The sequence below is a fragment of the Microbacterium caowuchunii genome (assembly GCF_008727755.1).
GTDB lineage: Bacteria > Actinomycetota > Actinomycetes > Actinomycetales > Microbacteriaceae > Microbacterium > Microbacterium caowuchunii.
Map to the genome: position 1 here is coordinate 281,078 of NZ_CP044231.1, position 20,370 is coordinate 301,447.

General features: G+C 71.5%; 17 protein-coding genes. 6 read left to right on the plus strand and 11 right to left on the minus strand.

The window, feature by feature from the left end:
* Positions 1-41 precede the first annotated feature (41 nt).
* The 9 genes from radA to add form a co-directional block, all read right to left on the minus strand.
* The gene (gene radA, locus F6J84_RS01295) at positions 42-1,577 is read right to left on the minus strand and encodes a DNA repair protein RadA (RefSeq protein WP_150970753.1); all 1,536 of its coding nucleotides are present in this window, start codon (positions 1,575-1,577) and stop codon (positions 42-44) included.
* Positions 1,578-1,831: 254 nt separating this feature from the next.
* On the minus strand, positions 1,832-2,947 hold the full coding sequence (locus F6J84_RS01300; protein WP_150970755.1) for an acyl-CoA dehydrogenase family protein: 1,116 nt from the start codon (positions 2,945-2,947) through the stop codon (positions 1,832-1,834).
* A 51-nt stretch (positions 2,948-2,998) separates the two neighbouring features.
* Positions 2,999-3,913 (minus strand): ABC transporter permease, encoded by a 915-nt coding sequence (locus F6J84_RS01305; protein WP_150970757.1) that lies wholly within the window; start codon positions 3,911-3,913, stop codon positions 2,999-3,001.
* A complete protein-coding gene (locus tag F6J84_RS01310) occupies positions 3,910-5,082 on the minus strand; it encodes an ABC transporter permease (RefSeq protein WP_191905716.1) in 1,173 nt (390 codons plus the stop codon). The genes F6J84_RS01305 and F6J84_RS01310 overlap by 4 nt, the downstream gene beginning before the upstream one ends.
* A complete protein-coding gene (locus F6J84_RS01315; protein ID WP_150970761.1) occupies positions 5,079-6,890 on the minus strand; it encodes an adenine deaminase C-terminal domain-containing protein in 1,812 nt (603 codons plus the stop codon). Before F6J84_RS01315 ends, F6J84_RS01310 begins: the two co-directional genes overlap by 4 nt.
* Positions 6,887-8,428 (minus strand): ABC transporter ATP-binding protein, encoded by a 1,542-nt coding sequence (locus tag F6J84_RS01320; RefSeq protein ID WP_150970763.1) that lies wholly within the window; start codon positions 8,426-8,428, stop codon positions 6,887-6,889. Before F6J84_RS01320 ends, F6J84_RS01315 begins: the two co-directional genes overlap by 4 nt.
* Positions 8,428-9,441 (minus strand): BMP family lipoprotein, encoded by a 1,014-nt coding sequence (locus F6J84_RS01325; RefSeq protein ID WP_191905717.1) that lies wholly within the window; start codon positions 9,439-9,441, stop codon positions 8,428-8,430. Before F6J84_RS01325 ends, F6J84_RS01320 begins: the two co-directional genes overlap by 1 nt.
* A gap of 38 nt (positions 9,442-9,479) precedes the next feature.
* On the minus strand, positions 9,480-10,124 hold the full coding sequence (locus F6J84_RS15375; RefSeq protein ID WP_191905718.1) for a hypothetical protein: 645 nt from the start codon (positions 10,122-10,124) through the stop codon (positions 9,480-9,482).
* On the minus strand, positions 10,121-11,221 hold the full coding sequence (gene add, locus F6J84_RS01335; RefSeq protein WP_150970770.1) for an adenosine deaminase: 1,101 nt from the start codon (positions 11,219-11,221) through the stop codon (positions 10,121-10,123). Before add ends, F6J84_RS15375 begins: the two co-directional genes overlap by 4 nt.
* A gap of 182 nt (positions 11,222-11,403) precedes the next feature.
* Here add and F6J84_RS01340 point away from each other — a divergent pair, with 182 nt between their 5' ends.
* The gene (locus F6J84_RS01340) at positions 11,404-11,892 is read left to right on the plus strand and encodes a nucleoside deaminase (RefSeq protein ID WP_150970772.1); all 489 of its coding nucleotides are present in this window, start codon (positions 11,404-11,406) and stop codon (positions 11,890-11,892) included.
* A gap of 19 nt (positions 11,893-11,911) precedes the next feature.
* On the opposite strand, the gene F6J84_RS01345 is transcribed toward F6J84_RS01340, so the two are convergent.
* Both F6J84_RS01345 and F6J84_RS15380 read right to left on the minus strand, forming a co-directional pair.
* A complete protein-coding gene (locus F6J84_RS01345; protein WP_150970774.1) occupies positions 11,912-12,661 on the minus strand; it encodes a GntR family transcriptional regulator in 750 nt (249 codons plus the stop codon).
* Positions 12,662-12,705: 44 nt separating this feature from the next.
* Complete coding sequence (locus F6J84_RS15380) at positions 12,706-13,185, minus strand: PPC domain-containing DNA-binding protein (RefSeq protein ID WP_191905719.1); 480 nt, start codon at positions 13,183-13,185, stop codon at positions 12,706-12,708.
* 256 nt (positions 13,186-13,441) lie between these two features.
* On the opposite strand from F6J84_RS15380, the gene F6J84_RS01355 reads away from it, so the two are divergent.
* The 5 genes from F6J84_RS01355 to F6J84_RS01375 are packed head-to-tail and all read left to right on the plus strand — an operon-like array spanning position 13,442 to position 19,721.
* Complete coding sequence (locus tag F6J84_RS01355) at positions 13,442-14,644, plus strand: metal-dependent hydrolase family protein (RefSeq protein WP_191905720.1); 1,203 nt, start codon at positions 13,442-13,444, stop codon at positions 14,642-14,644.
* Between the two features lie 46 nt (positions 14,645-14,690).
* Positions 14,691-16,298, plus strand: a complete 1,608-nt coding sequence (locus F6J84_RS01360; RefSeq protein WP_150970780.1) for an ABC transporter substrate-binding protein — start codon at positions 14,691-14,693, stop codon at positions 16,296-16,298.
* Positions 16,298-17,314 (plus strand): ABC transporter permease, encoded by a 1,017-nt coding sequence (locus F6J84_RS01365; protein ID WP_150970782.1) that lies wholly within the window; start codon positions 16,298-16,300, stop codon positions 17,312-17,314. The genes F6J84_RS01360 and F6J84_RS01365 overlap by 1 nt, the downstream gene beginning before the upstream one ends.
* Complete coding sequence (locus tag F6J84_RS01370; RefSeq protein WP_150970784.1) at positions 17,311-18,108, plus strand: ABC transporter permease; 798 nt, start codon at positions 17,311-17,313, stop codon at positions 18,106-18,108. Before F6J84_RS01365 ends, F6J84_RS01370 begins: the two co-directional genes overlap by 4 nt.
* Entirely contained in the window at positions 18,105-19,721 is a 1,617-nt protein-coding gene (locus tag F6J84_RS01375; RefSeq protein ID WP_150970786.1) for a dipeptide ABC transporter ATP-binding protein, read from the plus strand. Before F6J84_RS01370 ends, F6J84_RS01375 begins: the two co-directional genes overlap by 4 nt.
* Positions 19,722-20,370: the final 649 nt, after the last annotated feature.

Sequence of the window (20,370 nt, forward strand, 5' to 3'; positions counted from 1 at the left end):
GGTAAACCCCGCACGCCCGAACCCGCCCGGGGACCAGCCCTCTAGAAGCCCGGGTGTTCGGAGATGCCGTCGTCGGCCGCCATTCCCGACCCGGCGGCGATCCGATCCGGAACGCGAGCCGCGGGACGGGATGGCCCGGCCGACTGTTCGCGCCGCGCCGGAGACGACGCGCGGTTGGCCGGCTGCTCGCGCCGCCCGCGGGATGCGCCGCGTTCGACCGGGGCGTCCTCGCCCGGTCCGCCGGAGTCGGGAAGCAGTCGCAGCCGCTCGAGCGCGGAGGTGAGGTCCTGCACGCCGGCGTCGATGAGGCCGGTGTAGCCGAGGCGTCCGGCTTCGGTGCGCCGCTGCGCGAGCTGCGCGACCGGGCGGATCTCGCCGGTGAGGCTCAACTCGCCGAAGGCAGCCACCTGGTGCGGGATGGCGCGATCCGTGGCGGCGCTGGAGATGGCCAGCGCGATGGCCAGGTCCGCGCCCGGCTCGGTCAGTTTCACACCGCCGACCGTCGACACGTACACGTCCCGCTCGCTCAGCTTCAGCCGCGCCCGACGCTCCAGCACGGCGAGGATCATCGCGACACGGGAGGACTCGACACCGTTCACGACCCGGCGGGGGTTCGGGGCGGATGTCGGGATGACGAGCGCCTGGATCTCGACCGGGAGGGCACGGCGTCCCTCGAGCGCGACCGTGACGCACGTGCCGCTTACCGGTGCGCCCTTGCCGAGGAAGAGTCCGGAAGGGTCGGGCACCTCGCTGATGCCGTCGCCGGTCATCTCGAAACAGCCGACCTCGTCGGTGGGCCCGAACCGGTTCTTCAGCGCCCGGACGAACCGGAGTGAGGTCTGCCGGTCGCCCTCGAAATGGCAGACGACGTCGACGAGGTGCTCGAGCAGTCGCGGTCCGGCGATGGAGCCGTCCTTCGTGACGTGCCCGACGATCAGGACGGGCAGTCCCCGTTCCTTGGCGATCCGGATGAGGGTGGCGGCGACCTCACGGACCTGACTCGGATGCCCCGCCAGACCCTCGCTGAGCGAGGACGAGACCGTCTGCACCGAGTCGACGATGAGCAGGGACGGCTTGACCTCGTCGACGTGCCCGATGAGTGTCGCGAGGTCGGTCTCGCTGGCGAGGTAGAGCTCGTCGTGCAGGGCGCCGGTGCGTTCGGCGCGCAACCGCACCTGTGCAGTGGACTCCTCGGCGCTGACGTAGAGCACGCGGTTGCCGTCCCGCGCGGCCTGAGCCGCGACCTCGAGCAGCAGCGTGGACTTGCCGACGCCGGGCTCGCCGGAGAGCAGGATGGCGGCGCCGGGCACGATGCCCCCGCCCAGCACGCGGTCGAACTCCGCGACGCCGCTCGGACGGCGCGGGGATTCGGCCGTCGTGAACTCGGTGATGGGCCGTGCGGCCCGCGCCGCCGACGGCGCCACGGGGGAGAAGTTCCGGAGAACGCCGGTCTGCGCGGCGGCTTCGACGACGGTGCCCCACTGCTGGCACTCGCCGCAGCGACCCGCCCACTTGGAGGTCGTCCATCCGCACTCGGTGCAGCGGTACGGGGCGGGTGCCGGTCGACGAGAGGCCATGTCCCCAGGCTACGCGGGGGTGCGGACATCCCCCGATGCCGCGGCGACCATGGAGGCGGCCCGGATGCCGCCGCGACCGGCGACCCCCGTCACCCGAGGCGACCGGCGACCGGCGACCCCGTCACCCGATGCCGCGGCGACCCGCGGAGCCGCACAGCCCGGCGAGGCGTCACCACCGCGGTGCGGACACCGGGAGAGGCCCGGCCGGGGCTGACCGCGTAGGGGGCGCGCTGTCATCCCCGGCCGGGGGTCGGTCAGACCGTCTGCAGCACCCAGCCGCCGACGACCTCCTGGCTGAACGGCACGGAGTAGGCCATCAGCGCGCCCGCCTGAGCGTCGCGGAAGATGCGCTGGATGGGCGAAGCGAGGAGGTACCCGCCGCCGCCGCCGACGCGCACCGCGAGCGCGGCGGCGCGCTTGGCCACCTCGTTCGCGAGCATCTTCGTCTCGGTCGCGGCGAGCATGGCCTCGGGGGAGCGCTGATCGGCGAGCCAGGTGGTGCGCTCGGCCATCAGGCGGGTCGCCTCGACCTCGGCCCACATCATGCCGGTCTCCTGGCGGACCCACTGCACGTCGGCCAGGGTCGTGCCGCCCTTGCTCTTGTTGGCGGTGTCGCGCAGGGCGTCGAGCGCGGCCTGTGCGATACCGACCGACAGGAACGCGAAGCCCACCGTGATGAGGTTGGCGTAGTCGGGTGCCGGCGGAGCGCACAGGCGCGCGCGACGCAGCGGCGTCTTCTCGAACACCATGCTGCGGCTGCGGGTCGCGCGCATCCCCATGGTCTCGTCGATAGGCGGGAACGTCACGGTGTCGTCGAGGGTGACCCCGAAGAACGCCGGACCCCCGTCGACGCGGGCGTTCAGGAACAGGTGGGTGGCCGCCTCCGAACCAGACACGAAGAGCTTGCGTCCGGTGAGGGTCCAGTCCTCGCCCGCCGGGTCGGCGTCCTGCTGTGACGCGAGGAAGTGGTTGCCGCCGGCCGGCTCCGACAGGGCGTTCGCGAAGCGGCGTCCCGCACGCAGCTCGGCGGCGAAGAAGGCCGCCTCCTCCGGTGCGGAGAGCGTCACCAGAGCGTGCGCTGCGCCGATGTGCATGAGCCAGACGGTCGCGACGGCGGGGTGGGATGCCGCCAGCGTGCGGACGATCGTGCCGAGCGTGGCGTAGGAGAGGCCCTCCCCGCCGTGCTCGACGGGGAGGAACGCGGCGTCGAGGCCGGAGGCGTGCAGCGTCTGCAGGTGGTCGATCGGCAGCCGCGCGGCGGCGTCGTCCGCGGCGACGGTGGCGGCGAAGCCGGGTGCGAGTTCCGCCACGGTGTCGACCCAGCGCTGTTCGGCGGCGGGGACGGAGACGGGGGAGGGACGGGTGAGCATGCGGATGCTCCTTTCGGGTCGGACTGTTCGGGTCAGTCGGTCGGGTGGGGATCAGGCCAGGCGCAGTCGTGACGCATGGCGTCGGATCTGCGCGCGGGAGGTGAGCACGAGCACGAGCAGCGTGACCAGGTACGGGAGCGTCGTGTAGAGCTCGCTGGGGAGCTCGATGCTCGTCGATTGTGACAGCAGCGAGAAGCTCTGCAGGAATCCGAAGAGGAGGCCGCCGAGCGCGATCCCGGCCGGCGTCATCCGGCCCATGATGACGATCGCGAGCACGATGTAGCCGCGTCCGGCCGTCATCCCGGGGGTGAACGAGCCGATCGAGCCGAGGGCGATGAACCCTCCGGCGAGGCCCGCGAGCGCGCCGCCGATGAGCAGCGCGTTCGCGCCGACGCGACGCGGTCGCACCCCGCGGAGGGCGGCGGATGCGGGGTCCGCGCCGGCCGCACGGATCTGCAGGCCGAACCGGGTGAACCGCATGACGGCCCACGCCGCCACGAGGATGACCAGCGTTCCGTAGACGAGCGCGCTCTGCCCGAAGATCATCGGGCCGATCAGCGGGATGTCGGTCAGCGGGCCCATGTCCAGGCGGGGGAACGTCGGGACGCTGACGTTCGTCGTCCCCGCGGGGATCCACAACTGGTACAGGTACGTCGACAGCCCGAGACCGAGCATCGTGATCGCGAGGCCCACGACGATCTCGTTCGCCTTCAGGGCGTAGACCAGCACGTTCATGAGGAGGGCCAGCAGTATCCCGGTGACCGCCGCGGCGAGGAGACCCCCGACGGGACCGACGAGGTGCGCGGCGAAGACGCCCGAGAACGCGCCGAGGATCATCATGCCCTCGATACCGAGGTTCAGCCGGCCCGCGCGCTCCACGAAGCCCTCACCGACACCGGCGAGGATCAGCGGGGCGGCCAGCGCCACCGCTCCGGCGAGGATGGAGGCCCACAGGGCGAGGCTCATCGGGCGACCTCCCGGTCGGCGGTCTCGGATGCGGCGAGCCCGGCGGACTCCGCGTCCTGGCCGGCGGCGACGATCTCATCGGGGGCGAAGGCGCCGTCGTCGGGTGCGGGGGACGCCACCGGGTGCGCCGGAGGCACGACGCCGGGGCGCCGTGCGGCGATGACGGCGACCCCGAGCAGGAGGACCCCTTTGATGACGTCGGCGATGGAGGAGGGGATGCTGCCGGTCGCCGACTGCATGCCGATCGCCCCGACGGTGAGCGCGGAGAAGAAGACCGCTGCCAGGACGATACCGACCGGCAGGAGTCCGCCGAGCAGGGCCACGGCGAGGCCGGAGAAGCCGACCCCGCCGGAGACCGAACCCATGAGGCGGTCGTTGACCCCGGCGACCTGCATCCAGCCGACCACGCCGGCGCCGATGCCGGAGATCAGCATGGTGCTGTACAGCGTGCGGGACCGCGTGGCGCCGAGGCGCAGCGCCAGCGCGGGGCGCTCCGCGAAGACGGCGACGCGCGTGGCGCCGGCGGTGCGCCGCCACCATTCGAAGAGCACGACGGCCACGATCACCAGCAGCACGCCGACGTGCGCGCGGGTGCCGGGGATGACATCCGGCAACGCGGAGGCATCAGGGAGGCGTTCGCTCTGCGGCGTCGCCGTGTTCTCGGCACTGGCGAGCCAGGTGCGCAGCGAGAACCCCAGGATCCCGGTCGCGACGTAGTTCAGCAGCAGGGTCGACAGGATCACGTTCACCCGCCAGCGCACGGCGAGCCAGGCCGGCACGAGGGCGAACGCGGCGCCGCCGATCGCCCCGGCGATGATCCCCGCCGGGAGGTAGAGGACGGCGGGTGCCGCATCCCCGGTGACCGTGCGGATGCCGAGGATCGTCGCGGTGGCGGCGATCGCGCCGATCGTGACCTGGCCCTCCGCGCCGACCGAGAACACCCCTGCGCGCAGCGCCGGGATGAGCGTGAGAGCGACGATCGCGATGGGCACGGTGCCGATCAGCAGCTCCCCGACCCGGTAGGGGGAGCTCGAGACGCCCTCCACGAGTCCGCGCAGCCCGACCAGCGGGTCGGCCCCCGCGAAGAGGATGAGCGCCGTGGCGACGACGAGGACGACGAGGACGACGACCGCCGTCACCGCCCCGCTGCGCGCACGCGCTGTGTTCACCGCGGCTCCTCGTCGTGGACGTGACCGCAGTTGTCCACCGGGCCCGGCAGGAGCACGTCCACGAACTGCTGCGACACGGCGTCGATGAGTCCGCGTTCGGTGAGTCCCAGGTCGGGCACGACGTACAGGCCGACGAACGACAGGATGATGTAGGGCGAGGAGATGGGGCAGCCGAGCCCCGCGGTCACCGCGTGCCCGTTCGCGAGGGCCGCCGCGGTCTCCTCGAACGGCGCCGCGCTCATCATGCCGCCGACCGGCAGGGGGACCCTCGCGAGCACCTCGCCGTCCGCGACGGTGACGTACCCGCCGCCCATCCGGCCGAGCTCCTCCACGGCCAGGCGCATCGAATCGTCGTCCACCCCGACCACCGAGATGTTCATGTTCGGGCAGTTCATCGTGATGGCGATCGCTCCTCGGCGGAGCCCGAAGCCGCGCACGAAGCCGATCCCGGTGAGGGCGTCGCCGTGGTGCCGGTCGACGACCGCGATCTTCAGCACATCCTGTGCGGGGTCCGCCGCGACGGACCCGCCGGCAACCGGCAGAGTCGCGGTGAAGGCCCGCTTGAAGTAGCCGTTGTACATCGCCATCGCCCGCACCTGGACGGATGCGGCACCCTCCGGCGCGGCGACACGGAAGAGGTCCTCCGGCAGCACCTCGGGCAGCCGCATCGTGTCGGTCGTCCAGGCGGGGATCTCATCGGTGTTGCGGAACAGCGCGGTCCCGCCCTGGGCGACGATCGCGCCCGCGACGATCACGGTGGACGGCCGCACCTCGGCGAGATCGGGGATGATCTGCAGGTCGGCCAGGCGGGAGGGGGCGAGCAGCCCCAGCACCTGGTCGAGCCGGTAATAGGCGGCGGGCTGGGTGGTCGCCATCCGGTACGCCTGCTGGGGGTCGATGCCGAAGCGGATCGCCTGCCGCACGTGGTGGTCGATGTGGCCCTGCGTGGTGAGGTCCAGGGCGTGCTTGTCGTCGGCGCAGAAGCAGAGGCTGGGCAGCGCCGGCGCGATCGCGTCGAGGTCCGCGAACAGCGGCACCGTGTTGTCCGTGAGCGACGAGCCCATGACGGTGACCATGGCGCCCAGTCGGGTCCGCTCCAGTGCCTCGTCGATGGTCGCGGCGTTGTGGTCGTCGCTCACACCGGCGGCGAGGTAGCCCCAGAGCGACTCCCCGGTCTGCGCGGCCGTGTGGCCGGTGATGCGCCTGCCGGCCGCGAGGGCTTCGCGGAAGCGGGCGGTGGAGACCTCGCCGTAGTCGAAGGGGTTGCTCTCGCCGAGGGTGAGGGTGACGTCGTCGTGGAGACGCGCCAGCACGGTCTCCTCGGGGATGACGGCGCCGCCGAGCTCGAGGTCGAACGACCCCGGTGTCGTCGGGGAGACCTGCTGGAAGACATGCAACGGCGTCCTCGTCTGCAGGAGGAAGTCCATGCCGGCGGCTCCCCAGACGTTGGCCGCACCGTTGGGATCGGTGAGCACGGTCGTCGTGCCGCGTGCCACGGAGAGGCGCGCGAGCTCACCGGGCGTGAGGTTGGTGTACTCGATGTGGAGATGCGCGTCGATGAATCCGGGGACGACGTGGCATCCACCGGCGTCGATCTCCTTCGCAGCCTGGGCCACATGCCCCCACGGGGTCAGGGTGGCGATGTGACGGCCGGCGATCAGCACGTCCCGTTCGAGCCACTCATGCGTGCCGGGGGACTGCACCAGCCCACCGCGCACGATGAGGTCCGGCGCCTCGTGTCCCGCGGCGACCGCACGCAATCGCACGAGCTCGGCAGTCGTGGGCAGCAGATCGTTGAGTTCGGTCATGTCGTCTCCTCCGTATCCGCGTCGAGTCCGGCCATCGCCGCACCCACGCGTTCCGTCGTCGCCTCGTCGGCGGGTAGATCGGCGACGAGGCGCCCGGAGAACAGCACGACCACACGGTCGGCGATCGCCCGGATCTCCTCGAGGTCATGCGATGCCACGAGCACCGCGGCGCCGGCTTCGGCGGCATCCACGAGCCTGTCGCGGATCGCCTGCGCCGCGCGCAGGTCGAGACCCTGCGTCGGGCCGTAGGCGAGCACGGCGCGGGGCGCGCCGTCCGTCGTCCCCTGCCATCGGCGGCCCAGTTCGCGCGCGGCGAGCAGCTTCTGCTGGTTGCCGCCGGAGAGCCCGCCGGCGGCCAGCGTCGGCACGGGCGGACGCACGTCGAAGCCGGCGAGTGCGGTCGCCGCCCGCTCGCGTCGGGAGCCGCGCTCGGCGCGTGGTTCCGCTGCGCCCTGCGCCGCGTCGTAGAGCGCGAGCGTGTCGGCGAGGTTCATCGTGGCGACGAGACCCTCGGAGCGCTCTTCCGGGATCCACGCCACGCCGCCGCGCAGCAGCTCGACGGCGCGCGGATCCGTGCGGTCTCCGAAGACGAGTCGGCCGGAGGAGGGGCGGCGGATCCCGGCGAGGACGTCGAGCAGGGTGTTCTGGCCGCTCCCGGCGACGCCGGCGACGCCGACGATCTCACCGGCGTGGAGGGTGAGGGTGACCTCGTGGAGGGCCGAGTCGGTGTCGGATGCCGCGCTGACCGCCTCCGCGGCGAGCACGGCCTCCCCGCGGAGGCGGGGGGTGCGCGGAGCGGGATCGGGGAGATCGCCGACCATGAGGCGGGCCACCTCGTTCGCGCTGAGCCCACGGGCCGGGCCGTGGTGTACGCGGCGGCCGTGCGAGAGCACGGTGACCTCGTCCGCGACCGCGCGGACCTCGTCGAGCCGGTGGGTGATGAGCACGATGGCGGTGCCGAGGTCGCACAGCTGGCGCAGGTGTGCGAAGAGGCCGCCGACCTCGACCGGGCCGAGGCTCGCGGTCGGTTCGTCCAGGATGAGGGTCGTCGCGCCCTCGGCCAGGGCGACGACGATCTCGCCGAGCTGCCGGTGCGCCTGACTCAGCGAGGCGGTGGGGACGTCGATGTCCACGCTGACCCCCGCCCGTTCGAGCGTCTCGGTGAGGATCCGGCGGGCGGTGCCGCGGCGCGCGAGGCGGCGCTCGCCGACCAGGAGGAAGTTCTCGACCAGGCTGAGCTCGCCCACGAGGCTGAGCTGCTGGGGGACCATGTTCACACCCCGGGCCTTGCCCTCGGCGCGGTCGCGCGGGGCGTAGGCGGCGCCGCCGAAGGTCATGCGGCCGGCGTCCGCGGGTTCGATGCCGGCGAGGATCTTCGCGAGCGTCGACTTGCCGGCGCCGTTCTCCCCGACCAGGGCGTGGACCGTCCCGGGGTGCACGACGATGTCGACGTCGTCGAGGGCGCGCACCGCCCCGAATGCCTTGGAGACCGACCGGGCGGCGAGCGCCCGGTCGGTCGTGATCCCCGGAGCGGTCATCAGGGGATGGTGATGGATCCGTCGCTGATGCCGGCGATGAGCTCGTCGACCTTCGCGGTCACGTCGGAGGGCACGCGGCCCTCGACGTCGTTGATCTTCTTGTAGGTGAGGCCGCCGTTGGCGAGGGTCGAGACGACGCCGTCACCGCCGAAGCCGCCGTCGCGCACCTCGTCGATCCACGCCTTCAGGATCGGGTACATGTCGAGGTCCACCGTGGAGACGTTGGTCGCGAGGGCGGCCTCGCCGGCGGCGGGGGACACGCCGACGGAGAGCACGCCGGCCTCTGCCGCGGCGGCACCCACACCGGCGGCGATACCGTCGCCGGTCGTGTAGACGAGATCGGCGCCCTGGTCGATCAGACCCTTCGTCGCGGAGGCGGCCGCCTCCGCATCGTCGAAGCTGCCGGCGTAGACGACCGGCAGGAGCGTGGCGGCGGGGTTCGCTGCGGCGACGCCGAGCTGGAAGAACTCGTCGGTGACCTTGACGAAATCGAGCTCCATGCTCTCCACGCGGCCCACGACGGCGGCGCCGGTGAGTCCGGCGATGTAGCCCGACAGGTAGCCGACCTGGGTGGCGTCGTAGGTCCAGGTCTCGACGTTGTCGGTCCCCTTCTCGAGGATGTCGACCCCGCCGGACGCGGTGAAATCGACGTCCGGGAAGTCCTCGGCGACGGAGAAGATCGCGTCCCCGAGCTCGATGCCGTGGCCGACGATCAGGTCGAAGCCCTGGCTGGCGAAGTCGGCGATGACCGGCTCGCTGGTGGCCGGGTCCGCCATCTGCTCACGGAGTTCGTACTCGATGAGTCCTTCGTCCGCCAACCGGGCGAGGGCATCGGCGAGCGCCTGGTTGAAGGCTCCGTCGTTGGCGTTGCCGGGGGTGAGCGCGCCCACGCGGATGACGTCGGACGCCGCGGCGGCGGGTTCCGCGGACGACGAGTCGGCGGCGCAGCCGGTCAGCACGAGGGCGGCCGTTGCGGCGACCGCGGCGGCGGTGGAGAGGGTTTTGAGGCGCATGACGGGTCCTTTGTCTGGGCAGTGGGATGTCTCGGGGATCAGGACGAGGGGGTGCCGGCGGTCACGGTGAACCCGTCTGCGAGGGTGGCACCGACGAACGCCGCGCTGTCCGGGGACCAGTGCGCGACCACAGCGCCGGAGGATCGCTCGAAGCAGGGATCCAGGGCGACGGCCGCGGCCCCCGCATCCGGATGCAGGGCCTCGTCGTCGATGCAGATCACGGGGGTTCCGTGCAGCTCCCGCAGTTCCCCCACCGCGGGCAGGCGGCCGTCGCGGGACAGCCCCAGTACCGCCGCGGTGGCGAGGAACCCGCGCAGGGCGATGTCGTCGGCGCACAGGGCGGCGCTCTTGCCGCATCCGTCGGTCCAGGTGATGCGGCCGTCGTGGTCCACGCGGACGGCCCCGTGCTGGGTGCCGAGCTCGGCATCCCCCTGACCGCGCACGTCGATCGTCACCTCGAACCGGTCGCCGTCCCGCGCGACGTGGATGAGCTCCGTGTAGAGCGGCTCGGCCTTCGTCCCGCGGACGTCGTAGGCGTCCGGCCACGCCGCGACGACGGGCGCGAGTTCGACGAACGAGGGCGATGACGGGGCCAGGGCGGATCCGGTGATCGCCGACGCGACGACGACCGCCGCGGCAGCGGAGGCTGCCAGGACGATCCCGTCACGCCGGCGGATGCTCATCGTCCTCGTGCCTCCGCGACCGCGGCGAGCTCCGCGTGCAGCCGGCTCTTCGTCTCGGGCTCCGCGAACGAGGCGTCGATGGATCGCGCGGCGAATCCGACGAGGTCGGCGTAGGTGAACCCGAACTGCTGGGCGGCGACCGACCAGTCGCTCTCCAGGGTGCTGCCGAGTGGAGCCGGGTCGTCGGTGTTCAGCGTGACCTGGACGCCCGCCTCCAGCAGCCGCCGCACCGGGTGCTCCGGCCAGGAGGGATAGATGCCGAGCGACACGTTCGAGCGCGGGCAGACGCCCAGGCTGATGCCGTCGGCGACGAGCCGCTCGAGGAGTGCGGGGTCTTCGATGGACCGCACGCCGTGGTCGATGCGCTCGGCCTGGAGGAGCTCCACGGCGTCCCAGACGCCCTCGGGCCCGCTGGACTCGCCAGCGTGCACGGTGCGCCGGAGGCCTCCGGATGCCGCGAGCGCGAACGCGGTCCGGAACTTCTCGCCGGTGCGTCCGCTGACCTTCTCGTCACCGTCCACGGAGAGGGCGATCACACGCCGGGGGCGCAGCTCGAGGATGTCCCGGACGATCCGCTCGGCTTCCTCGGCGCTCTGGCTGCGCAACAGGGAGTAGGCGATGCGCACCTCGCACAGGCCGTCCTGCTCTGCCTCGTCGAACCCGGTGGCGAACGCCTCCAGGAGGTCGAATTCGCGCCCGCGCCACGCGTTCCAGTGGGTGGGGTTGACGATCACGTCGCTGTACCGGATGCCGGATGCGCTCTGACGGACGGCGAAGGCGTACGCCACGCGGGCGGCCTGAGCCGGGGTGCGCACCAGCCCGCACTGCCAGTCCAGGAACCGGAGGAAGCCGGTCAGGCCGGCGGCGCCTGCTCCCGCCCCTCCTCCGGTGGTCACCGCCGGAGCGGTGAACGCGTCGTGCGTCGTGATGTCGAACAGCGTCGCCGCGGGACCGGGCAGGGCGACCTGGTTCTCCTTGGCGAGAGTCAGGATGTCGAGCAGCGAGAACGTGCCTTCGAGGTGGATGTGCACCTCGGCCTTGGGCAGGGCGCGGATGGCATCCTCGTCGATGTGCTCGAGAACGGTGGGGTGGTGCATGAGGGCCTTTCGCCGCGAACGGGATACACAGGAACGCTAGCGACGTCGTCGCCACTTGTTGACAAGCAAACGCATCATTGTTCGGAACTTGTAACGCCCGTGTAATCCGCCCTCAGATTCTGGGGGTTTTCGCAAGTACAGTGAAAACGGTTCGTAGTACTTGTTCACAAGGAGTCGATTCGATGGAAACCACGCTGTCCGATGCCGACCTCGCGCACCTGCGCGAGAGCATCCGCGTCGCCGAGAACGCGCGGGCAGAGGGCACGCATCCGTTCGGCTCGATCGTCGTCAGTGCGGCGGGTGAGGTCGTCGCCTCGTGCGGCAACAACTCGCTCCCGCCCGAGGGTGACCCGACACAGCACGCCGAGCTGCAGGCGGTCGCGGCGGCGTTCCGGGTCCTCGGGGCGGAGGGCATGGCCGGCTCGACGCTGTTCACGAGCGCGGAGCCGTGCGCGATGTGCGCGGGCGCGGCGTACTGGACCGGGATCGACCGGGTCGTCTACGCGCTCTCCGAGCACCGTCTGCTCGAGCTCACCGGAGACCACCCGGAGAACCCCACGTTCTCGCTGCCTTGCCGTGAGGTGTTCGCGCGGGGTCAGCGCCCGATCGAGGTGGTAGGGCCGCTTCTGGAGGACGAGGCCGCGGCTGCCCACATCGGCTTCTGGAACTGAGCCGGACCGTCCGTCCGCGTCAGTGGCCGCGCCAGGGCGGGCGGACGGTGCGCACCAGCGAGTAGGACACGATGTCGGGATCGTGGTACTCGACGCTGTGCATGAGGCGGCGCCCGCTGGCACCGATGCCCACGATCTCGAACGTCAGCACGGGAGTGCCCGCGGGACGTTCGAACAGGGGGGCCAGGTCGGTGTCGAGCGTGGCCACGCCGGGGGTGGAGACCTCCCAGATGACCGGTTCGCCCCAGACCCGCGCGGCGACCGAGAAGATCGATTCGGACGGGTCGTGCTCGACCTCCGTGTCGAGCGGGACCACGTCGTCGGCGATCATCGCCACGGCACCGTCCGCCCGCCAGCGCTTGCGCACGGTGATCGCCGGCATCGTCGGAGGCAGTTCCATGACGGCCCCGATGTCGGCGCCGAGCGTGCCACGGTGGGCGGAGAGCGTCTCGACCTCCGAGCGGTATCCGAGCCGGTCCAGGAGCTCGGCGTGCTCGAACTGCTCCTCCAGTCGCACGCTCAGTCGCAGGGCGATCGGGTCGACCGTGGTGACGGTGCCCTGCCTGCGGCGGACGATGCCCTGGGCCTCCAGGTCCGACATCGCGTTGCGCAGTTGCTGACGTGTGCAGCCGAGCCGCGACGTCAGTTCGAGTTCGCCGGGCAGCGGGGCGCTGGAGTGCGCCGCCTCGCGGACGAATCGCAGCAGTTCGTGCTGGACCCGCATGTGCGCGGTGTCGGCCTGTGGTCGCGGAAGCGGCAGGTACGTCACGATGTCCCCCTCGTCGTCGCGCGCGTGCAGGGCTCCATCATGGCCTAGGCGGCGCCGGATGGGGCGGCTTCGCCCAGATGAAGGATCGGGATGCCGCTCGATGCGGCGTGCACGATGCGGCCCAGGGGAGGATCGAGGATCTCGGTGAGGGCGACCTCCACCACGTAGTGGGTCTCCGCCTCGAGGAGGTGGCCCGCCACGGATGCACCTGACCGGTCCTTGGCGCCGAAGGCGACGTGGACGTGCACGACATGCGTGCCGTCGTCCGCACGGGTGACGGTGCCCGAGCCGACGCCTTCGCAATAGGAGATCGCCGTCGCATCCGGCATCGGCAGCTCCGGATCGGCGGGCGCGTGGTCCGCGGCGATGATGCGCCCGGAGCGGAACGCGCCGCTGAAGGTCGTGATCACGGCCTGATCGATGCCGTGCCGCCGGCATGCTTCGGCGAGGGAGCCGAGGACCTCGTCACCGGGCTCGAGGACGACGACCAAGGTCCGGCCGGGGGTTGCGACGGCTGCCTGCATGGCGTCCTCTCCTCTGTGCCAGATCGTCCGGCTTGTCGACAAGTATTGATCACGCTGAGTCCTGCTCTGAGCGCTGATATTGCATCGAAGGCTGATTTCATCGGCGCTGGCGAGATGTTTCAGAGTCGTAAACATTGCCGTTGATGACGCGACTTGTCGATGTGTGACCCGCCCGGGCCGGTATGGTGGCGATCGGACGGGGCTGTCGATGACAGTCCCGTCCTGCCATTTCCCCTCACCACACTTGGAGTGCACCGTGTCCTCGAGCGCGCAAAGGCTGGCCGGCATCACCGTCTGGGACGGCGAGTCCGACCGTGGGGCCTCGGCGATCGCCTGGGACGGCGACCGGATCACCGAACTCGGTCCCGCCGAGCAGACGCACAGCGAGTTCAGCGTCATCCCGGGCCTCATCGACACGCACGTGCACCTCGACTCCTCCGCCGTCCCGGGTTCGGGCGACTGGATGACCTGGCCGCTGATCACGCCCGTGTCCGAGCGGGCGTTGCACGTGGTGGCGCATGCCCGGCGGGCGGCCGCCGCGGGCGTCACGACGTTGCGCGACCTGTCCGGGAGCGAGGCGCAGCTCTCAGCCGCTCGCGCGTTCGACGCAGGTCTCATCCCGGGTCCCCGCGTCCTGGTGAACGGTGCGGTGGGGATGACCGCCGGGCACGGCGACCTCTTCACTCCGCCGCACTACCCGCACCGCGGCCCGGTGGCGGATTCTCCCGACGAATGCCGCAAGCTCGTGCGGGAGTGGGCGCGCTCCGGCGCGGACGGCATCAAGATCTTCACGAGCGGCGGCGTCCTCTCGATCGGCGACAAGGTGGGATGGCGCAACCAGACCAACGCCGAGATCGCCGCCACGGTCGACGAGGCGCACGCCCTCGGCATGCTCGTGGCCGCGCACAGTCACTCCGCGGAGGGCATCGACATCGCCCTGGAGTTCGGCGTCGACTCCATCGAGCACGGCACCGGGATCCAGGAGCGCCACCTCGAGATCCTCCTCGAGCGGAACATCCCGGTCGCCCCGACCCTGCTCATCAACGACGCGATCGCCGACCGCCGCATCCCGGTCAGCGACGACGCGGCCGAGAAGGGCCGCGCGGTCGTGACCGAGCGGGACGCGAACTTCGTGGGCGCCGCCGCAGCCGGTGTGCGGTTCGTGCTCGGCACCGACGCGAACGGCGTGTTCGTGCGCTTCGGCGACCAGCTCGAGGAGGTGCGCCTGATGAAGCGGTCCTTCGGCTGGACCTCCGAGCGCGCCCTCCGCTCCGCGACGTCCGACGCCGCCGACGCGATCCGGCTGACCGGCAAGGTCGGCCGGCTCACGCCCGGGCACGGCGCGGATCTCGTCGTCGTGCGGGGCCGGCCGTGGGAGGACATCGACCAGCTCACCGCCGAGAACATCGTGGCCGTCGTCGCCCGCGGGCAGGTCATCGCCGGCGCGCTGCCCGTCTGAGTTTCCCCCCAGCACCCCCGCACCACCCTCACCTCAAGGAGTTCACGTGACCCGCACACTTGGCCGCAGCGCTAGGCGCGCAGCCGTTCCGCTGACGGCGGCTCTCGCCGTCGTCTCCCTCGCCGGCTGCGCCTCCGGCGCCGAGTCGGCGGCGACGCCCGGGGCGGACGTCGCTCAGGACATCGTCTTCGCGCTGAAGGAGGACGTGGTCTGCCTCGACCCGCAGCAGACCTCCGTCACCACGTCGCTCAACGTCGGTCGTCAGCTCACCGACTCCCTGCTCGACCAGGACCCGGACACCGGCGAGATCGTGCCGTGGCTCGCTGAGAGCTGGGACGTCGCCGACGACCTCACCTCGTACTCGTTCACGCTGCAGGACGGCGTGACCTTCAGCGACGGCACCCCGCTCACCTCGGAGGTCGTCGCCGCGAACTTCGACGCCATCATCGAGATGGGCGCGGCTGCATCCCTCGCCAACGGCTACCTGGCCGGCTACGCGGGCACCGAGGTCACCAGCGACAGCGAATTCACGGTGCTCTTCGCCGAGCCCAACGTCCAGTTCCTGCAGGGCGCGACCACGATGTCGCTCGGCCTCCTCTCGGCCGAGACCGTCGCGGGCGCAGCGGAGGACCGCTGCCAGTCGCTCGTCGGCACCGGGCCGTTCGTGCTCGAGTCCTACGTCCCGAACGACGCCGTGACCATCGTCAAGCGCGACGGCTACGACTGGGCCTCCGAGCTGCGCGGCCACCAGGGCGAGGCCTACCTCGACACGGTCACGTTCCCGATCATCGCCGAGGCGAGCGTCCGCACCGGCGGGCTGCAGTCCGGCGAGTACGACGTCATCCAGGACGTGCCGTACATCGACGAGGCCCGCTTCGCCGGCGACGACTACATCCTGTACGCGAAGGCGAACCCGGGTGTCCCCAACTCCTTCGTCGTGAACACCACGAAGGGCGTGCTCGGAGACGAGGCCGTGCGCCAGGCGATCAGCAAGAGCCTGGACCGCGACGAGATCAACGTCATCACCGGTTCCGTGAGCGGCAAGGCCCCGGCCGGTGTGCTCACCTCCTCCACCCCGGGATACCTGGACCTCGGCGACACGCTCGCCTTCGACCCCGAGGGTGCGGCCGACCTGCTGGAGGGCGCGGGCTGGACGCTCGGCTCCGACGGCATCTACGAGAAGGACGGGCAGAAGCTGACCGTCACCGTCACCGCGTTCTACGCCCAGGACGTCCTGGAAGCAGCGCAGATCCAGCTGAAGAACGCCGGCATCGACCTGCAGATCAAGATGGTCGCGGCCGGTGACTTCTTCGGCGCCGTCGCCAGCGGCGACTACGAGCTGCTGGGCGCGGGTCTCACCCGCACCGACCCGGACGCGTTGCGCACGCTGCTGTCCGTGGACTCCGCAGCCCGCTGGGGCATCGTGGACGACCCCGAGCTCGAGGCCCTCCTGCAGGAGCAGGCGCAGACCGCGGATGTCGCGGAGCGTCAGAAGCTCGTCGACCAGATCCAGGAGATCGTGGGTGAGCGCGCATACGTGATGCCGACGCTGGAGACCGTGCAGTTGCACGGATCGCGCGCGGGTGTCGAAGGCATCACCTTCGACTCGGCCGCTCGCGTGCACCTCTACGACGCGATGGTCACCTCCGACTGATGTCGACGCAGCGCGTGGATCCCGCACGGACGCGATCGACCCTGATGTCGGTCGCCCGGTTCCTTCTCCCGAAGATCGCCCAGTGCATCTTCGTGGTGTGGGCGACCTACACGGTCGCGTTCCTGCTGATCCACGCGCTGCCCGGTGACCCGGTGCTGGCCGCGCTGTCGCTCAAGGGCGGTGACGCGACCAGCACCGACCCCGCCCAGCTCGAGGCGCTGCGTGCCCGGTACGGCATGTCCGGGCCGCTCTGGGAGCAGTACATCTCGAACTTCCTCGCGCTGTTCCGCGGCGACCTCGGCACCTCCATCGCCACCGGGCAGCCGGTCACCGACATGGTCGGCCGGGCGTTCCCCCTCACCGCGGCCGTCGCGGTCTTCGCCCTCGTCGTCGGATTCGTCTCCGCTCTGGCGTTCACCGTCTGGGCCTACGTCGCCCGGCCGGCGTGGGTGCGCAACGTCGTCACCCAGATCCCGCCGCTCGGCATCGCCATCCCCGCCTTCCTCAGCGGGATCGTGCTGATCAGCGTCTTCGCCTTCGGGCTCGGCTGGTTCCCGGCATCCGGCACGAACGGCTTCGTCAGCGTCGTGCTCCCCGGCATCACCCTGGCCCTGCCCACCGGCGCCATCTTCTTCCAGGTCTTCTCCGCCGCCGTCTTCGACGCCGGCGCGAGCCCGTTCGTGTTCACCGCGAACGCCAAGGGCCTCGCCCAGCGCACGGTCGTCGTCCGCCACGTGCTGCGCAACGCCCTGCTCCCCTCCATCACGATCATCGGACTGCAGATCGGCTATCTGGCCGGTGGCACCGCCGTCGTCGAGACCGTCTTCTCCCGGGACGGGATCGGCCGGCTCACCGTCGACGCCGTCCTCGCCCGCGACGTCAACGTCGTGATGGGCGTCGTCATCGTCGTGGCCACCGTCTACGCGGTCGTCACCCTCATCGTCGACGCGCTGTACGGCGTGATCGATCCCCGTACGAGAACCCGCCTGACCGGCCGGAAGGCGGTGTCCGCGTGAGCATCCTGCGCAAACCCGGCCTGATGCTGTCGATCCTGATGCTCGCGCTGACGGTGGTGGCGATGATCGTGCCGCAGCTGATCGCCCCGTACGACCCCTACGACTCGGTGGGGTCGATGCGACTCGCTCCGCCGAGCCTCGAGCACCTCTTCGGCACCGACCACCTCGCCCGGGACGTCTTCTCCCGGGTCGTCTACGGCGCCCAGCTCTCCGTCACCGCCGCGGGTCTCGCCGTGGTCGGCGGGGTCATCGTGGGATCGATCGTCGGACTCGTGTGCGGCTACCTCGGCGGGACCGTGGACTTCATCGCGATGCGCTTCGTCGATGTGCTCATCGCCATCCCCGGCATCCTGCTCGCCCTCATCGTCGTCGCCTCCCTCGGTTTCGGGCCGTTCTCGATCGCCCTCGGTGTCGGCCTCGGCACGGCGGGTTCCTTCGCCCGCATGATGCGCTCGGCGGTGCTGCGCGTGCGCAGCGAGGAGTACGTGGAGGCCGCGCGCACGCTCGGCGCCCGCGGGCCGGCGATCCTCGTCCGGCACGTCCTGCCGAACGCCGCACGGCCCATCGTCGCGATGGCGGCGCTCGAGCTGGCCGTCGCCATCCTCTCGGTCTCGGCACTGAGCTTCCTCGGGTTCGGCGCACAGCCGCCCGCGCCGGAATGGGGTTCGCTGGTCTCGGCCGGACGCGACTTCGTCGCGACCGCGCCCTGGCTCAGCATCCTCCCCGGTGTGGTGATCCTCGCGGTCGTCCTGTCCGTGAACCGCGTCTCACGATTCTTCGGAGGTGACCGATGACCGCTCTGCTGCGCGTCAGCGACCTGCGGGTCGACTACGGGTCCGGCCGCCGGGCGAACCCGGCCGTCCGTGGCGTCTCCCTCGAGGTCGCGCCGGGCGAGATCGTCGCCGTCGTGGGTGAGTCCGGCTCCGGCAAGAGCACGATCGCCCACGCCCTCGTGCGCCTGCTCCCGGGCGAGGCCCACATCCGGGGCGGATCCATCGTCTTCGACGGCACCGATCTGATGAAGGCGTCGACCGCGACTCTGCGCCGCATCCGGGGCGGCCGCATCGGGTTCGTGCCGCAGGACCCGTCCCACAGCCTCAACCCGCTGATGCGGGTCGGCGAGCAGGTCGCCGAGACTCTCCGCCGGCACCGCCGGCTGTCCCGCGCGGACGCGGCGGCCCGGGCCGTCGAGATCCTGCGCGAGGTCGGCATCCCGGATCCCGAGCGGCGCGCGAGCCAGTACCCGCACGAACTCTCCGGCGGACTCCGGCAGCGGGTGCTGATCGGCATCGCCTGGGCGTGCGAACCGGCGCTGGTCATCGCGGACGAACCCACCAGCGCGCTCGACGCCACGGTGCAGCGCCACGTGCTGGACCGGATGCAGGCGCTCGCCCGGGCGCACGGCACCGCCGTTCTGCTCGTCACGCACGATCTCGCGGTGGCCGCGGATCGCGCCGACCGCATCATCGTGGTGGAGAAGGGCGAGATCGTGGAGGCGGGAGCTGCGCGCGACGTGCTGTCGGCGCCGCAGAACGGCTACACGCGTCGGCTCGTCGCGGCGGCGCCGGGGCTCAACAGTGAGCGGCTCCAGTCGCGGCTGAACGTGGTCGACCGGATGCAGCCGAGCTCGCCCGAACCGCTCGTCGTCGTCTCCGGCCTGACCAAGACCTACGGTTCGTCCCGCTCCGGCGGGGGTGCTCCCGCGGTGGACCGGGCGGAGTTCTCGATCGCCCGCGGCTCGACCTTCTCGCTGGTGGGCGAGTCCGGTTCCGGCAAGAGCACCACCGCGCGCATGGTGGCGCGCATCATCGGGGCGGACGAGGGCAGCATCGTCTTCGACGGGGCCGACATCACGACGCTCTCCGGTGAGCCGCTGCGGCAGCTCCGTCGCCGCATCCAGGTCGTGTACCAGAACCCGTTCGGGTCCCTCGATCCGCGGATGACGGTCGAGCGCCTCGTCGCCGAGCCCCTGCGAGCGTTCGGGGTCGGGACGGCGAAGGAGCGTTCCGCGACCGTGCGGGAGCTGCTCGGTCAGGTGCGGTTGAACGCGGACCTGCTGGGTCGGCGTCCCGCTCAGCTGTCCGGCGGGCAGCGGCAGCGGGTCGCGATCGCCCGGGCGCTGGCGCTGCGTCCGGAACTCGTCGTGCTGGATGAGCCGGTGTCCGCGCTGGACGTGTCCGTGCAAGAGCAGGTGCTGCGTCTGCTCGTCGAGCTCCAGGCCGAGTTCGGGCTGACGTACCTGTTCATCTCGCACGACCTCGGGGTCATCCGGCAGATCTCGGACCGGATCGCGGTGATGAAGGACGGTCGCATCGTCGAGCAGGCGGACGCCGAGCGCATCTTCGCCGACGCCGAGCACCCCTATACGCGCGAACTGATCGGCGCCATCCCCGGCCGCCTGGCCTGACACCCGGCGGGGGTCCGGCGTGACGCCCGGCGGGGACCGTCGTACCTGCGGGTCCGTCGTGCCCGCGGGCCCGTCGTGAGGTCGGGCCCCGTCGTGCCCGCGGGCCCGTCGTGAGGTCGGGCCGGTCGGTGGAACCACGGCGGCCCCTCGCCGGTAAGGCGCGGCGTCCGGGGTGCGCCTGTCCCGGTGCCCGGGTCGCGCGGTACCCGTGTGCGGGCGGCTCGGGCCGCGCAGGTCCCGGTCAGGCGCGCACAACTCCTGCAGAATGACCGGTTCCCGTCCTGCTGAGCCCCGGGCTTCCGGTTCTGCAGGAGTTGTGCTCGAAACCGGTCCGGCGGCGCTGCCCCGGCAGGAGTCGGAACAGCCAGGACGACGGACGGGCCGCCTTGGATCGGTGGCTTCGTCCGGGCCCGGAGTGGGGTTTGGCCTGCCCGCCGTGGCACAACTCCTGCAGAATGACCGGTTCCCGTCCTGCTGAGCCCCCGGGCTTCCGGTTCTGCCGGACTTCTGTTGCCGATCCGGCCCGGACCCCCGGTGCCGCCGGCTCCGCCCACGGTTGCGCACAACTCCTGCAGAGTGGTGGTCGGCGCCCGGTGGTGTCGGTACTCCACCCGTTCCGCCGGAGTTGTGCTCGAAACCGGTGTGGCGG